This is a genomic window from Kordiimonas gwangyangensis DSM 19435 = JCM 12864 (assembly GCF_000375545.1).
Classification (GTDB): domain Bacteria; phylum Pseudomonadota; class Alphaproteobacteria; order Sphingomonadales; family Kordiimonadaceae; genus Kordiimonas; species Kordiimonas gwangyangensis.
The window spans coordinates 78,279-94,821 of sequence record NZ_AQXF01000001.1; the positions used below are offsets into that span (position 1 = coordinate 78,279).

Sequence of the window (16,543 nt, forward strand, 5' to 3'; positions counted from 1 at the left end):
CAGGGCGTTCCCATATGGGTGCGCCGGTGCAAAAACAGATGACCGAGGCATGTGGCGTGATACTAAAATTTAAAGAATGCCGGACAGAATTTTGTCCGGCATTCTGTGACGCGAATTTTCCGAAAAGGCAGATATCTCTGATATCTGGCAGAGGCTAATTCATTGTTTTATAAGGGTCTGGAATCCGGCGTTTTCTGGAACGCGACAGATGTTGTCGCGCGTCACAAATCACCGGATTCTGCGTCACAGTTTCCGGATAGCGAGATCACCTGAATTTTTTGGAAAGCCCTGCACCATTTTGAGGCGCATGAAATTGGGGGGATGTTGTGGCGTGCCTGCCGCTGTCGATTGCCATTGCAAAATGCTCAGGCAGAACCCGCGGCTGATCTCAGCTGGCCAGATGGTGAATTAACCTGCCTGCACCGCGGCACACCAGCCCATGAAAGCTTCGTGGGTTGCAGGCCATGCCGGCAAAGCCATCATGCGATCAAACCATTTACTCACATGGGCATAGGGCGCGAGGTCATAATTGATGAGCAAGGCGAGACTGACAAAACCAGCGCCAAAATAGTCCGCGAGGCTGATGTCGGGGCCACAAACAAAGGCACCGGTTGCCGCGAGTTTCCCGTCCAGTATGTGCAGCTTTTCCTCGGCGCGCGACAAGGCGCGCTGAAGCGCCACTTTCTGCTGTTCCGGGTCAGGCCAATGATAAATGTCGATCACCTGCGTGTAGACATATCCGTGCCCGAAATCGCGGTAGAAACCAGTGTTGAACCAATCCATTGCTTCATTCACCCGGGCGCGGGCCTGAAGACCTGGGGGATATGCCGGGCTACCTGTCAGATCTGCCAGATATTTGAGGATGGCGGACGATTCCGTCAGCACAAAATCATCATGTTCAAGCACCGGGACAGCGTGGTTCGGGTTCAGCGCCACAAAGTCAGGCTGCATATGGTCACCGTCCTGAAGGCTGAGGGGCTTGTATTCAATTTCCAGCCCTTCCTCACGGGCAAATAGCACAATGGCACGGCAAGTTGTTGAGGCAGGATCAAAATGAAGACGCAGCATGGCGGCACATCCTTGACGGGGAACAACGATGATCTAAAGTTCGCGTTTGAGGGTAAAGTCAAACCATGCCTGACAACTGGCGGCAAGACAATCAACACGATGAGGCAAGACCCGGGCATGACACCAAGGCCGGAAAATTTCGACTGGAATGACCTGAAGTTCCTGCTTGCCGTTGCCGAAGCGGGCTCAACCTTGGCCGCCGCACGCACCCTGAAGGTAGACCAGACCACAGTGGCGCGCAGGATTGCCGCGCTCGAAGCTGCCTTTGGCCTGCCACTGATGGAGCGCCGCCAGTCGGGTTATGTTCCCACCGAAGACGGCCAGATGGCGCTCGACCATGCCCGGCGCATGGCGGCGGTGGCAACTGACCTCGCCGGTCAGGTCGACCAGCAACGCAGAACCCTGCAGGGTGTCATTCGGCTGACACTGACGGAATCGGTTGCGAACCAGATGATTACCCCGGCGCTTTCAACCTTCTACGAACAATACCCCGACATCCGTATTGAGATGCTGATTGACGACCGGCGGCTTGATCTCGTCAAGGGCGAGGCTGACATTGCCATTCGTGCCGGACGTGTGCCGGACACAGCAGGCCTCGCCGTGAGGCAGCTGTTCAGTTCTTCATGGTCACTATACTGCAGCGCCGCCTATGCGGCACGCAAAGGGATGCCTTTGAGTGAAGCAGACCTGAAGGGGCATGCGCTTGTCCTGTGTGAAGGCACCATCGGCCATATGCCGGCGATGGAATGGCTCAAGGCCGCAGCGCCGGATGCTGTCATTGGCAATGTCTCGTCAAGCCTTGCCAACGCCATTGTCGCGATTCAGGCGGGGCTTGGCGTGGGGGCGTTGCCGAACACCTTGGGGGTCGGTGCACCTGACCTCGTAAGGGCCTTCGGCCCCATTCCGGGCTCGGACTATGACTTCTTCCTGCTGATCCGGGAAAACGTGCGCCACCTGCCGCGCATACGCGCCTTTATCGACTTTTTCTCAGCCCACATTGTCTCCGCGTTTCACCGTCAGCCTACCCACGCCTAGTCCCTTACGAAGTGCCAGCGCACAGTCAACTCACCCGCAACGGTTTCGCCCTGGATAGTGGTTTCCTGTTTGCTCGTCACTTCCCCCTTGAAGGTCCGGGCGTCGCCCGCCTCACCGGCAAATGGCCCGTTGAACATGGGGAATACATCGGAATATGTCTCAAGCACCGCCCGCTCCGGCTTGAGGCCCGGCACGCAAGCTGAACGGTCACTATAGCCGCTCATCACCAAGGTCGGGGAAAGCACATGACGGAAGCCGGAATTATGGTCAGCTGTCAGGTCCACGGTCACCATCCAGGGATAATGGCTTTCGTCCGCTTCGAAGTTGCCTTCCCAGTGGACGGCATCCGTGCAGTCCCCTTTGGTGGTGCTGGTGAAGCTATAGTCTGCATCTGTCGGTATCAGGTTCAGGTAGACCATGCCGGACGCGTCGTCATTGTATGAATCCGTGATAAGGCCCGCGATCTTGTAGGTCGCATTCGCCCTGATCTTCACTTGCTTGTGCCCGCGTGAGCCTGCCGTACCCTCTTCGCTTTCGCCCGCGAATTGCCAGCTCAGTTCACCGCGCCAGCCACTACCCGGCACGACGGTGATTTCCCCCACAAGGGTCAGGCCTCTTTCGCCCTCGACCTCGGCGGAGATGGCAACCGGGTTGCGTTTCGGCGCTGTGTAGGGTGCGGTGTAATAAACGTGCGCACCGCTGCCTGAAATGGTGCCAACCTTGCTGTTGCCACCAAGGATGCCATTGACCTTCCATTTCACCGCTTTCACGTCAGGCGTGGTCAATGGCGTGAGGAGGTCCGACGTCGTTAGTGGGGTCAGAAGGCAATCCGGGTCAGTGTCGGTCTCGGTGCAACCGCTGACCGGGTTGAACATCACCACAATCTCTGTCTGAAGGCCGGTTGGCAGGTTGCTCTCCTGCACCTGCATGTAGAATTGCTCGGCCCGGTCAGGGTCTACCGCGTGCACAGGTAGTGCACAAAGCGCAGCAACCGATAGAAGGGTGGCAAAACGCATCAGGCTGCCACCCCAAGCTCGTCAATCAGGCTTTGCCATTCGTGTGACGGCAAGGTCGGCCTTGCAGCCTGTTCGAGCACCTGCAGGAACGCGGGCTCGGGTGCACTTTCCTGCATGCCACGCAGCATCATGAGCCGCTCCTGCGGGTCAACGGCGGGCAGGATCAACCGCATATAATCAATCATGCGCATCGGCGGGATCGCAGTCACGATGCGGACATGAACCTCCATCAGTTCGGCGTCGCTCATATGCTGCCACATCGCTGCCATGGCGGCCGTTTCCTCACGCTCCATATGGCGGAGGTCGTCGGCCATGAAATGCGTGAACATGAGATAGAGCTGGTAGCCGAGCGCGGGGCGTTCAGCCGGTGCGGCAATGGCCATCTTCGCGATCAGCGCATTCAGCCTCTCGAAACTCGCCAGGTGATCCGCGTGATCATGCTCAAGCATTGCCAGCACATCAGGCGCAACCGCCACAAGGCAAGGGTGCATGCTGGCGTCTTCATGGTCGAGATGCTCGCGGCAAAGCACAAGATGCACACGCAGGTCGCCAAGCATCCCCGATGTCGCCTTGTCATCCAGCCAATTCACGGCACCAAGCCGGTGCAGTATCTGGCAGTGTCCAAGCCGCAGGCCCTTGTGGATCGGCATGTAAAGGTTCGGTCTCGCTGTAGTCATGGGTTTGGTCCCTCTGATTTTTTGATCAGCGGCTTTTAAGGCAGCTTGCTCGGCGGGACCAGCAGGAGAAACGCAGTATCGTTCTGCAAAAACGCAGAATGATACTGCGAAATCGCGCCTTGTTCGGGCTCAGCGATTTACCGATTTTCAGGCCAACAAAAACAATTAGACAGCGAAGAAAAAATCATGACAGACCTCCTGAGGGTTAACCTCGCAGCCTGTGCTCTGTTTATCGCCGGAGCGCAGGCTTCTCCCCTTTTGGCTGACTGCTGGACGGGGGACAGAGAAAGCTACGCCAGTGATGAACTGGTTCCCGCGGCAAGGAAGGGCTCGCTGGCCGCAGACGTTGCTGCCATCGGCGCAGCGCTCAAGTCTGACCGCAAGCTGGCGGCAATAGACGGCTACCGCCTGCAGCTCAACAGCTTCATCGGCTTTCCCGCCGGTGACGACAACAGCCCCAACTATGCAGAAGTCTGGGTGGGCTTTCACGGCACTGATGTCTGGCTGGCAGGTTGCGACATTGACCAGGACGCGGCAGACGCCGCCCCCGATGCTGCTGTGCGTATCACCATCAATGACATGAACGCGATCCTCGCGGTCGCCGACGCGCCGGAGGACACAGCGCTCGCGCCGTTCCCGGAGCCAGTCTCAACCAGCACCAACCACGGCCAACCGGTTTATGACCAGCGCCTGCTCCTCATAGCGCCCTCGGGGCAAGCTGTGCTCAAACCCTATCTGTTGCGCGACCATCTTGATGAATGGAAAACGCGACTGCAGGAAATCGCAGACAATGGCGGCGGCGACTTTGCCAAACCGGAGCTGGACGCTATCAATGCCCATGAAAAAGGAGAGGGCGCCGCGGACCTCGATCGCCAGACTGCCTTCACGTCCGAGATGAAACCCGAAGGGGCCATGTGGGCCTATGGGCTGGCGAGCGGCGACGGAACACGCCCGCGGGTCTATCTGAGCCCGGCCCTCAAACAGGCCAAGCCCATGACCGCACGGTTCATGACCGTGTCCATTGATCTCTACAAGGATGATCCAGCGCTTCATCAGGCGCTGACCGAATGGCTGCATGAGCGCGACTTCACCTTCCTGAAGGAGCGGCTGAAATGAAGATTCTACGCACTTTGGCCCTGTGTGGCATCCTGTTCTCCTGCCCACTTTCCGCACAGGAAACAGCACAGCAACACCCCCTCCTGACCACAGAAGCTGGCGCCCGCGTGCATTCTTTCAGCACCGAATTTGGCTCTGGCTGGGAAGCTTCCAACCTTGTTCTCTCCAAGGATGCCTTTGCCGCCGACGGCAAGCCGCTTGAGAACAAGGTCTGGAGCTCTGCCACCAACGCGCCATTCCCGCACTGGATACTGTTCGCGTTTGATGAGCCCCAGTCGTTCGAGACCTTTGTGTTCGACAACTGGCTGGAGGACGAAGAGAGCCACCCCGGCATTTCAGCACGCGGCATTGAACTCTGGATCGGGGATAAACCGGACAGCCTCACCAAAGCTGCCGCCTTTGAACTGGCGCGCAATGAGACCGGGCAATCCGTGCGTATCGAACCGGCAACCGGCCAATACCTGAAGCTCGTGATCACCAGCAACTGGGGCCACCCCTGGTATACCGAGCTAGGCTATACCCGCGCCCTCAGCGCAGAGAAGCCGGCTGACGATATCGCCTCCCGCCTGAAGGCTGACGGCCGGGCGGACCTGTATGGCCTCTATTTCGATTTTGGCAGCGCGCGCCTGCGCGCCGAGAGCAAACCGATACTGGAAGAGATCCTGGCACTCTACCGGACAGAACCAAGCCGCCAATATGTGGTGGAGGGCCATACGGATTCGGTCGGCGACCCTGACTATAACCGCCGCTTGTCGCTCGAGCGCGCGCAAGCGGTTGTCGCGGCCCTTGTCCACATGGGCGTAGCGCCGGACCGCTTTGAGGCACAAGGCTTTGGGGCCGACAGCCCGGTCGCTGATAACACCACGGATGAGGGCCGCGCCAAGAACCGCCGGGTAACCTTGAGGGTGCTGGCGTCACCCGCAAGCAGTGAAACAAACCAAACGCCGTAACACATAAAAACAGTAAAGCGAGGATATATAAAATCATGGTTTCCAAACGATTTTCCCACACTCTTGTTGCCAGTGCATGCCTTGGCATGGCCGCAACAACGACCGCATCCGCCGATGTCACGCTCGTGTTCGAGCGAGGCGACCATTCCGTCATGCAGGTCGCGGTGGCCGGGCCGCAGGTCCGTATCGACATGGCTGGAGATGAAGCAGAAGGCGAGGACCCGACATGGATGCTCTATGACGCAGACACGCCTGCCTTCACCTTTGTTTTCCCCGAGGACGAAGCATACCGGCACCTGCAAGGCGCCAGCCTCGCAGCCATGCAGGGGATGGGAGAAAAGCCGAGTGCCGCAGCCAGCCAGCTGAAAGCACGCTGGACCGAAACGGGTAAAACACCCGCTGGTGTCAACTGCCGCTGGGCTGAGCTTTCCTTCGCTTCGGTGACTGTCGCGGCACTCTGCCTCGCGGACGAAGATGAACTCAATCTCGATGAAGATGAAGTCGCTGCCGTCCGCGCTGCCATGTCCTTTGGCAACACGATCGGCGACCTCAGCAAACATGGCATCAAAGGCTTCCCGGTGATCATGAAGGATGACGAGGGCATCACAACCACGCTCAAATCCATCTCCCATGACGACATTCCCGCGGCCCGCTTCATTGTTCCGGCGGAATATGACCGCCTGGACACCGGCTTTTAGGCAAATGGGAAGGAGCAAGACCATGAAAGCAAAATTGATTGCTGCCGTGATGCTGGGAACCCTGCCAATTGCAGGTGCAGCGGCAACCGACCTGCCGGACGCGAGCGCGATGGATGCATTGATGCAGCGTGGCTTTGATGCCTTTGGCCCAACAGGCATGGCCGTTGCCTATGTCAGGGATGGCGAGACTGTTCTGGCCAAAGGCTACGGTGTGCTTGAAGCAGGCAAGAAAAACGCGGTGAATGAGGACACCCTGTTTGAGGTGGGCTCGCTCACCAAGGCGTTCACGGCGGCCGCGCTGGCGACCCTTGTGGACGAAGGCCGCATCGGCTGGGATGACCCTGTCATCAAATACCTGCCTGAATTCATGATGCATGACCCTTGGGTAACGCGTGAATTTACCATCCGCGACGCGCTGACCCACCGCAGCGGCCTCGGCCCCGGCGCGGGTGACCTGCTCTTCTGGCCCGACAACAAAAGCTCGGTGCAGGACATCATCCGCGCCCTGCGCCACCTGAAGCCGGTCTCCGGTTTCAGGAGCGAATTTGCATACGACAACCTGATGTATGTCGTGGCTGGACACATTGTTGAAGTGGTTTCGGGCAAGTCTTGGGAAGAGTTTGTGGAGACACGGCTATTAAAACCCATCGGCATGAAGGGCTGCCGCGCGACCCATGAGCGCATAAAAGGCACACGCAATATTGCCCTGCCCCACGCTCGCACGGGCGACAAGGTCGCCGCAACCAACTTCGACCCGGTCAGCCCCGTGCGCATGGCAGGCGGCATCATGTGCAACGTTTCCGGCCTTGCGGAGTGGGCCAAAGTTCTACTGAACGACGGCAAGACAGCGTCTGGGGACACCATTTTGGCGTCCAGCACAGTGCGCGAAATGTGGTCCCCTGTCACCCCGGTCCGCTTTGGTGATGGCGAGCGGCAATTCGAAGGCACACACTTCAAGAGTTATGCCCTCGGCTGGTCGGTGCAGGACTATTGGGGAGACTATGTGGTCACCCATAACGGTGCCACCCGCGGCAGCCTTGCGGACATTTCCCTTCTGCCCGACCTCAACTCAGCCGTCATTGTCCTGAGCAACGATGTCACGCCCACGGTATTCGCCCTGCATCAGGCCAGCCTGATGGCAATTGCCGGCGACAACGCGCATGACATGATCGCTGTCATCCAGGAAATGGCGGGTGGCCAAGGCGGACCGGAGCCAGCAGTCGAAGAAGCGACTGAAGAAGCACCAGCACGCTCGCCTGAACTGCCGCTCTCCGCTTTCGTGGGCACCTATCAGGACCCATGGTACGGGGCTGTGACTGTCACGGAGGAAGACAAAGGGCTTGTGCTGTCGTTCAGCCGGTCGAAACTGATGCGAGGCGCACTTCGCTATCACGGCAACGGCACCTTCGTTGTGCAGTGGTTCGACCGCAGCCTGAATGCCGACGCCTACATTACCTTCGCGGTTGACACGGATGGCTCAGTCACCGGTGCGCGCATGAAAGCAGTCTCGCCACAAACGGATTTCTCCTATGATTTCCATGACCTGGACCTGAAAAAACAGCGCCCGGCAGAATAACAGCACGCCCGGTAGCAACGGTGTTTGCTGCCGGGCGTGCGACGCCCACCTACCCGAGGGACAGAAGAATTGTGCCTCGGGACAGTACGGCAAACCCATCATCAATTTCGCAGGATATCGCTTTTCACCATCAGGCGTTTCACCTATGAAATGCCTATGAGCCACGATCGCCCCTCGCTTCCCATTGATGATGTGCTGCCGCAGCTTGAAACTGCGCTCAGGGACAGTGCGTTTGCGGTTCTGGTGGCGGCACCGGGTGCCGGTAAAACCACGCGGGTGCCGCTTGCGCTCCTGCGCGCCGACTGGCGGGCGGATGGGCGTATCATCATGCTCGAGCCCCGGCGCATTGCCGCGCGGGCGGCGGCCCACTTCATGGCCAAGTCGCTGGGGGAAGAGGTGGGCGGCACGGTCGGCTACCGGGTGCGGCTTGATACCCGCGTTGGCAAAAACACGCGGGTCGAGGTGGTGACCGAGGGTGTGTTCACCCGCATGATCCTTGATGACCCGGAACTGAACGGCGTTGCAGCAGTTATCTTTGACGAGTTTCACGAGCGCAGCCTGGACGGTGACCTTGGCCTTGCGCTTGCGCTCGACACCGCCATTTTGCGGCCGGACCTGCGTATCCTTGTCATGTCAGCCACGCTTGATAGCGCGCGCATGTCCGACCTGCTTGCGGGCGCGCCGACTGTTATGAGCGAAGGCCGCGCATACCCGGTCGAAACCCGCTATGTACCCGCAAAACCCGACAGCCATATTGAAGACCATGTGGTCGCGACCGTGCTGATGGCGCTGAGGGAGGAGCATGGCTCCGCCCTCGTATTTTTGCCGGGTGAGGCGGAAATCCGCCGCGTTGCGGAACGGCTGGGCAAACAGGTGGACGACACCACCGATATCGCGCCGCTATATGGCCGCCTCAGCCCACAGGAGCAGGACCGCGCGATTGCGCCTGCGCGGGCGGGCCGCCGCAAAGTGGTGCTGGCAACCACGATCGCACAAACATCGCTCACGATTGAGGGCATCCGCATCGTGGTCGACAGTGGGCTCGCCCGCGTGCCGGTTTATGAAGCGGCAACCGCGCTCACCCGGCTGGAGACACGCAAAATTTCCCAAGCCGCCGCCACGCAGCGGCAGGGCCGCGCGGGCCGCACCGAGGCCGGTGTATGCTACCGGCTGTGGAACAAGGGCCAAACGGCGGCGATGCCAGCCTTTGATACGCCGGAAATTCTGGCCGCTGACCTCACCCCGCTGGCGCTCAACCTCGCGGCATGGGGCGTTAGTGACCCTGCGCAGATGCAGTTCATCGACCAGCCCCCCGCACCCGCATGGGCGGAGGCAACTGCCCTCCTCCAGAAGCTGGACGCCACCGATAGCCGTGGGCAGATCACTGCTGAGGGCCGCGCACTTGCGGCATTCCCCCTGCATCCCCGCCTCGCGCATATGATCCACCGCGCGGGCGAGAGCGGGTGCGCGCAAGAAGCCGCAGAGCTTGCAGCGCTGGTGTCAGAGCATGGGCTGGGCGGTGACGCCATAGACCTTGAAGAGCGGTTGCGCCGTTTCCTCGCCGACGGTAGCCCGCGTGCGAAGGACGCGAAGGCGCTTGCCGCGCGCTGGGCAAAACTGGCGGCCAGCACAGGGCGTGAGCGCCACCCCATCAGCACCGGCCAAATGCTCGCCTACGCCTACCCGGACCGGCTGGCGCAGGCAGCGGGCAAACCCGGCCGGTACCGGCTGACGGGCGGTCGCGCGGCAACCCTGCCGGAGACAGACGCCCTCGCGCGGCAAAAATTCCTTGTGGTGACAGACATCACAGGCCAGGCGGCGAACGGGCGCATCCGCGCCGCAGCCGCCATAGACATTCAGGAAATTGAAGCGGGTTTTGGGCCGCACATCACGGAAGAAACCCGCCTTGAGTTTGACCGCACGTCAGCGAGCGTGCGCGCGCGCCGTGTGCGGGCCATCGGGCAGGTTATTCTGGCGGAGGCCACCGCGAAGGTTGACGATATGGACGCGGCGGCAGAGCTGCTGTGCGGCGGCATCGAGGACCTTGGCCTTGATGTGCTGCCGTGGAGCAAGGGGCAGCTCGCGCTCCGGTCGCGGGTGACATACCTCCATGAAAACCTTGGTGAGCCATGGCCGGACCTCAGCGACCGCGCGCTGCAAGACGATGTCGAAAGCTGGCTGTTGCCGTGCCTGTCAGGCGTGACGGCCATTGCCAAAATCACGCCTGACATGCTTGAAGGCGCACTCGCAACCCTTTTGCCATGGGAGCTGAGATCACAGGTTGATGACCTGCTGCCTTCCCATTTCGAGGCACCGACAGGCTCACGCATTCCCATCAATTATGGGCATGAAACAGGCCCGGCGATTGAGGTGCGCGTGCAGGAACTGTTTGGTCTCACCAAACACCCGGCGATCATGGGCGGCAAGATACCGCTGCTGCTCATCCTGCTGTCGCCCGCGCACCGGCCTATCCAGATGACCCGTGATTTGCCGGGCTTCTGGCAGGGCTCATGGGCCGCGGTCGCGAAGGACATGAAAGGCCGCTACCCCCGCCATTTCTGGCCGGAAGATCCGTCGGTCGCAGCCGCCACCGCGCGCGCCAAACCACGCGGCACCTAGCCTGAATACCGTCGCGTTTTGCGGCTCGATCACATGCCCGCGAGCATTCGGATCAGCGCCCCAAACCCTCGCTCCATCGCACAGGGCTGGACGGATTACATTTTCTCTTGCGACAAGGCTTGGTTTAAAGTGCTGGGGCATGGCCTCCGCACTTCGGGGGAATTACGTCTACGGATCAGGGGCCTATATGACACCACCACCGCACCATTCAGGTGGCACGCGCCAGCGTTTGCGCATGAGCATGCGCGCGAGCAGCTTGAGCATGCTCGCCGTGCTCTCAGCTGGTGCAGCACTGGGGGAAGAGGTGGCAACAGGCAGCCTTGAGGAAATCAGCGTTACGGCCGCGCGCAGCGAGGACCGTGCCCTGCAGCCCGCCACAACCCTGAATGAAGAGCAGATCGAACGCCTGCTGCCGACCGACTTTACCGAGGTGTTCCGCTCCGTCATGGGTGTGGGCATTCGCACCAATTCGCGAGGCGAGGCAGTGCTGCGCCTGCGTGGGTCGGAGGAGCGGCAATCGCAGGTGTTCATTGACGGCGCGCCCATCAGTGTACCGTGGGACGGCAGGCCCGACCTCTCCCTGTTTCCCGCCAGTTTCATCAGGAATGTCAGCGTCATCAAAAGCGCGGCGCCGATTGAATTTGGCGCAAACGCTGTGCTCGGCGTGGTGGATATCTCCACACTTGAAAGTGGCGGGCCGGCCCGCGTGAACGCGCGCAGCGAATTTGGCAGCCATGGCTCCTACCTTGTGGAAGGCGAAGTATATGTGCCCACGGGCGACCTCGGCCTGCAGTTTGGTGCCAACCATTTCAGCCGCGATGCACTAACGGTCGCGAGCCGGGACCCTATCCCGTTCGACCCGCTTGAAGGCGAAGGCCGCACCAACACCGACCTCACGAGCACAAGCTTTTTTGCTGCCGCCGCGCTCGAAAAAGACTGGGGCACTTTCCGCCTGTCCGCCATTGATATCGATGCCGACAAGGGCATCGCAGCGGCTGCGCACATTGACCCCGATGACGGCAGCCCCCGCTTCTGGCGCTACCCGGACTGGCATATGACGCAGCTTAGCCTCGCCGGTGATATCGCGCTTGGGGACGATACGGGCCTCAGGCTCAACGCATGGCACCAGCGGTTCGAGCAGCAAATCGTCTCCTACAGTGACATCAGTTATTCGGTGGCCGAGGACAGGCAGGACGACCGTGACCGCACGTATGGTGGGCGCATGGTGCTGTCGCATGACTGGCAGGCGGTCACCACACGGCTTGTGACCTCCCTGCAGGAAAGCACGCACACGCAGTCAGAAACTGACCTCATCGCGGGTGAGGCTGGCACGCCGGAGCAGTTCCGCCAGCGGCTCTTCAGTATTGGTGGCGAAGTTGATATCCCCATGAGTGAGAAGATAAAAAGCTCCCTCTCCCTCGCCTATGACCGTGCGTCCACACCGCTTACCGGCGGGCGGCCATCGCAGCCCGCCATCTCCAACTGGGCGGCGAGCGGTGCGACCGCATGGCAGGCGTCAGACGAGCTGACCATCACCGCCACCCTTGGCCTGCGCACCCGCTTCCCGACCATGCGGGAGCTGTACGGCACCGCGCTTGGCCGGTTCCTCCTCAACCCGGACCTGAAGCCCGAGACCGCCATGGTGGGGGACGTGACGTTCGCCTGGACACCAGCGAGCCTGCCGCTTGAGCTGACCATCACCCCCTGGTTCACGCGCATTGATGACACGCTGTCGCAGCGCAATGTGCGTGTGGACGGTGTGTCGCTTCGGCAGCGCTATAATTTGGACGGCTCCCGCGGGCTTGGCATTGAAGCCGCTGCCGTGTGGCACGCGTCCGAGGCCATCACCCTTGAGGCCAGCGCCTTCTGGCAGGACCTGAAGGCGGAGCTGGACGAGAACGGCAACCGCCCCACGCTCTATCAGCGCCCCAAAGGCCAACTGCTGCTGGCGGCCAACTATAGCTTCACGAGCGGGGCCAGCGTGCGCGCGGAAGTAAACCACACCGGCCACGCCTTTGACGAGAATGAGGACGGCAGCGTTGCGCGCCTCAGCGGCTCAACCGAGCTGAACCTCAAGTTTTATGTGCCGGTGAAACACACCAGTTACGGTGTCTGGCAGCTTTATGGTGCCGTCAATAACATCACCGATACGGTGGTGCTGCCACAGCTTGGCTTGCCCGACGCAGGGCGCGCTTTCAAGCTTGGCATCCGCCTCACCGGCGACTGAACAGCCGCGCACCTCGCGAATATGTGAAGTGCGCATGAGGGAAAAACTGCCACGATATGCCCCACATTTTCCGGGGCCTGTTGGGGCACCGCCAGCCACTGACAGGAGGCTGGCAAAACAAGCGGGCAATGCAGCGTTCACGGGAGGGCGCAACTGCCGCTTGACTGTCGCAACGTTACAGACCGGAGCCAACAAAAGGGGGAAACCTATGAAATTCGGGATAAATATTGCACTTGCGATCATGCTGGCCACCACGCCAGCCATGAGCGCCGACAATGACAAAGGCAAGGACAAGCCGATGTCGGCCAAAACGTTTGACGGCCTCAAGGTCCGGAATATCGGCCCGGCCTATATGTCAGGCCGCGTGGCGGATATCGCCGTTGACCAGACCAACCCAAACATCTGGTATGTGGGCATCGGCTCTGGCGGTGTTTGGAAAACCGTGAACGCCGGTACCACCTGGAAACCGATTTTTGACAATGAAGCCGTCTACTCCATCGGCGATGTCACCATCGACCCGAGCAACCCGAACATCATCTGGGTTGGCACCGGCGAAAATAACGCGGGCCGCCACATCGCCTTTGGGGACGGTGTCTACAAGTCCATGGACGGTGGCAAGACCTGGAAGAACATGGGCCTGAAGGCGTCCGAGCATATCGGCGACATCATTGTACACCCGACAGATTCGAACACCGTCTGGGTATCGGCCCAAGGTCCGCTGTGGTCAAAGGGTGGCGAACGTGGCCTTTTCAAAACCACAGACGGTGGCAAAACCTGGCGCAACGTGCTTCCCGGTGATGAATGGACCGGCGTTGGCTCGGTCGCCATCGACCCCGAAAACCCTGACAAGCTGTATGCCGCCACATGGCAGCGCCAGCGTACCATCGCAGCACTTGTGAACACCGGGCCGGGTTCCGCGCTCCATACCTCCGACGACGGTGGTGAGACATGGACGAAGATGACAAACGGCCTGCCCAAGGAAGACATGGGCAAATCCAGCATCGTTGTCTCGCCGATGAACCCGAATGTGGTTTATGCAGCCATCGAGCTCAATGAACGCAAGGGCGGTTTCTGGCGCTCGGAAGACAAGGGCGCAAGCTGGGTGAAAATGTCCGACAAGGTGGCAGGCGGCACTGGCCCGCACTACTATCAGGAAATCTTCGCTGACCCGCACACGTTCGACACCATTTATATGTCCAATAACGCGAGCGCGGTGTCGAAAGACGGTGGCAAGACATGGACCACCATGAACCTCAAGAACCGCCACGTGGATGACCATGCCTTCGCCTTCCACCCGACGGACCCTGATTTCATCCTCGTCGGCTCGGACGGTGGGCTTTATGAAAGCCGGGACGACATGGCCACATGGCGTTTCATGCAGGGCATTTCCGTCACCCAGTTCTACAAGATCGCGGTGGATGACGACCTGCCCTTCTATAATGTTTATGGCGGCACGCAGGACAACTCCACCCAGGGCGGGCCAAGCCGCACCAAACGCGCAGACGGCATCAAGAACTCCGACTGGTTCCTTGTGCTCGGCGCGGACGGCCACCAGCCGGCGACCGAACCGGGTAACCCGGACATCCTTTATGCACAGTGGCAAAAGGGCAGCCTGACCCGGCATGACCGCAAACTGCGCGAAAGCACCTTCATCCAGCCGCAACCGAAGCCCGGTGACCCGGCGGAGCGTTTCAACTGGGATGCGCCGATCAACGTATCGCACCACGACCCGAAACGGCTTTACCACGCATCGCAGCGCCTGTGGCGGTCGGATGACCGTGGTGACAGCTGGACCGCGATCTCGGGTGACCTGACGCGGAACGGCAACCGCCTGCACATGCCGATGATGGACCGTACCTGGAGCCGTGAAGCGGGCTGGGACCTTTACGCCATGTCCGACTTCCACACCATCGCGAACGTGGCGGAAAGCCCGGTGGACGAGAACATCCTTTATGTCGGTACCGATGACGGCCTTATTCAGGTAACGTCCGACGGCGGCAAGAACTGGACGCGCTATGAGATCGGCAAGATCAAAGGCGTGCCGGCGAATGCCTATGTGAACGACATCCGCGCTGACCGTTTTGACGCTGACACGGTTTATGCCGCGCTCGATAACCACAAGGAAGGCGACTACAAGCCTTACCTGATCAAGAGCACGAACCGCGGCAAGTCGTGGCAGCTGATGACAAACGGCCTTGGCGAGAAGAACCTCGTGTGGCGCATCACGCAGGACCATGTGAACAAGGACCTGATGTTCCTCGGCACCGAATTCGGCCTGTATTTCACGGTTGATGGCGGTAAGGAGTGGATTGAGTTGACGGGCGGTGTGCCCACCATCTCCTTCCGCGATGTGCGCATCCAGCGCCGTGAGAACGACCTTGTGGCAGGCAGCTTCGGCCGTGGTATCTTCATCCTTGATGACTATACCCCGCTTCGCAGCATTGATGCCGCGGCACTCGAGAAAGAAGCCCTTCTGTTCGCAGACCCTGAAACCCTGCTTTATGTGGAAGATGAACTCCATAGCGACAGCCAGGGTGACGACCAGTGGGTGGCCGACAACCCGCCCTATGGTACCCTCATCACCTACTACCTCAAGGACAGCATCAAATCCGCGAAGGAAAAGCGGGTTGAAGCTGACAAGAAGGCAGTGAAGGACGGCAAGGCTGTACTGTTCCCGGCGTGGGACGTGCTGGAGGCTGAGCGCCGCGAAGAAGAGCCCGCGGTCTTTGTCACCATCCGTGGCGCGGCGGGCAATGTGGTGCGCCATGTGGCAGCTGCCAACAAAAAAGGTGTGCACCGTGTGGCATGGGACCTTCACCACATGCTGAAGGAACCGGTCACCAACGAGCCGCGGCCTGACTGGATGGGTGAAGCACGCGGCCCGATGGCGCTGCCGGGCCAGTATAGTGCGACGCTGAACGTGCGCGAAAACGGCAGCATCCGTGAGCTTGCGGCCCCGGTAACCTTCACGGTCACCAAGGGTATCGAGAAGACGATCGAGAAAGCCACACCGGCTGAAATCCTTGCGTTCCAGCAGAAGGTGACCAAGGCGGAAGCCGCTGTAACCGCAGCCAGCCTCACGATCGGCGACCTGCAGAAGCAGCTCGAAGGCTACCGCACCGCGCTTGACCGCACGTCTGACCGCGCAGGGCTTGAGGCACAGTTTGCTGCAATCCGTGCGGAGCTCTTCAGCCTTGATGAAGCGCTTGACGGCAAACGCGCGCAGGACCAGATGGGCGCCACACCAGCAACCATCTCCAGCCGCGTGGGCTTCGCCAAGTTCAGCAGCTCCACCCGCTATGGCCCGACACCACAAAGCCATGAGCAATTGGGCTATGCGCTGGAAGCCTTCGAAGGTGTGAAAGCACGGCTTGAAACCCTGATGGGCACCACCATCCCGGCGTTCGAGCAGGCACTTCTGGACGCGGGCGCACCGTGGGTACGCGGCGCAGCAACCCTGCCAGACGCCGACTAAGCTGGGGCGTAGAACTGGCCATTCAATCAAGAACCACCGGGTACGCCCGGTGGTTCTTTTCTTTTGGGGTGTGCCGGTTACTTGGT

At 60.4% G+C, this 16,543-nt stretch carries 11 protein-coding genes; 8 read left to right on the forward strand and 3 right to left on the reverse strand.

All coding sequences use genetic code 11. The annotated features are described in order from the left end of the window. Nucleotides 1-408: 408 nt before the first annotated feature. The gene (locus tag B150_RS0100345; protein ID WP_020397878.1) at nucleotides 409-1,068 is read right to left on the reverse strand and encodes a glutathione S-transferase family protein; all 660 of its coding nucleotides are present in this window, start codon (nucleotides 1,066-1,068) and stop codon (nucleotides 409-411) included. On the opposite strand from B150_RS0100345, the gene B150_RS19030 reads away from it, so the two are divergent. Then, nucleotides 1,054-2,103, forward strand: coding sequence for a LysR family transcriptional regulator (locus B150_RS19030; protein ID WP_020397879.1), 1,050 nt, complete (start codon nucleotides 1,054-1,056; stop codon nucleotides 2,101-2,103). The genes B150_RS0100345 and B150_RS19030 overlap by 15 nt on opposite strands. On the opposite strand, the gene B150_RS0100355 is transcribed toward B150_RS19030, so the two are convergent. Then, nucleotides 2,100-3,119, reverse strand: coding sequence for a hypothetical protein (locus B150_RS0100355; protein WP_020397880.1), 1,020 nt, complete (start codon nucleotides 3,117-3,119; stop codon nucleotides 2,100-2,102). The genes B150_RS19030 and B150_RS0100355 overlap by 4 nt on opposite strands. Beyond that, nucleotides 3,119-3,796 (reverse strand): hemerythrin domain-containing protein, encoded by a 678-nt coding sequence (locus B150_RS19035; RefSeq protein ID WP_020397881.1) that lies wholly within the window; start codon nucleotides 3,794-3,796, stop codon nucleotides 3,119-3,121. The genes B150_RS0100355 and B150_RS19035 overlap by 1 nt, the downstream gene beginning before the upstream one ends. Nucleotides 3,797-3,982: 186 nt before the next feature. On the opposite strand from B150_RS19035, the gene B150_RS0100365 reads away from it, so the two are divergent. From B150_RS0100365 to B150_RS0100395, 7 genes are all read left to right on the forward strand, one after another. After that, nucleotides 3,983-4,912 (forward strand): hypothetical protein, encoded by a 930-nt coding sequence (locus B150_RS0100365; RefSeq protein ID WP_155859887.1) that lies wholly within the window; start codon nucleotides 3,983-3,985, stop codon nucleotides 4,910-4,912. Next, nucleotides 4,909-5,862, forward strand: a complete 954-nt coding sequence (locus B150_RS21975) for an OmpA family protein (RefSeq protein WP_020397883.1) — start codon at nucleotides 4,909-4,911, stop codon at nucleotides 5,860-5,862. The genes B150_RS0100365 and B150_RS21975 overlap by 4 nt, the downstream gene beginning before the upstream one ends. Nucleotides 5,863-5,897: 35 nt before the next feature. Continuing rightward, the gene (locus B150_RS0100375; RefSeq protein WP_025897903.1) at nucleotides 5,898-6,560 is read left to right on the forward strand and encodes a DUF4412 domain-containing protein; all 663 of its coding nucleotides are present in this window, start codon (nucleotides 5,898-5,900) and stop codon (nucleotides 6,558-6,560) included. Nucleotides 6,561-6,582: 22 nt separating this feature from the next. Next, on the forward strand, nucleotides 6,583-8,136 hold the full coding sequence (locus tag B150_RS0100380; protein ID WP_020397885.1) for a serine hydrolase: 1,554 nt from the start codon (nucleotides 6,583-6,585) through the stop codon (nucleotides 8,134-8,136). 156 nt (nucleotides 8,137-8,292) lie between these two features. After that, nucleotides 8,293-10,755, forward strand: coding sequence for an ATP-dependent helicase HrpB (gene hrpB / locus B150_RS0100385; protein ID WP_020397886.1), 2,463 nt, complete (start codon nucleotides 8,293-8,295; stop codon nucleotides 10,753-10,755). A gap of 187 nt (nucleotides 10,756-10,942) precedes the next feature. After that, nucleotides 10,943-12,982: a TonB-dependent receptor plug domain-containing protein gene (locus B150_RS0100390; protein WP_020397887.1), complete on the forward strand. Its 2,040-nt coding sequence runs from the start codon at nucleotides 10,943-10,945 to the stop codon at nucleotides 12,980-12,982. Between the two features lie 208 nt (nucleotides 12,983-13,190). Next, nucleotides 13,191-16,457: a WD40/YVTN/BNR-like repeat-containing protein gene (locus tag B150_RS0100395; protein WP_020397888.1), complete on the forward strand. Its 3,267-nt coding sequence runs from the start codon at nucleotides 13,191-13,193 to the stop codon at nucleotides 16,455-16,457. The last annotated feature ends 86 nt before the right edge of the window (nucleotides 16,458-16,543 follow it).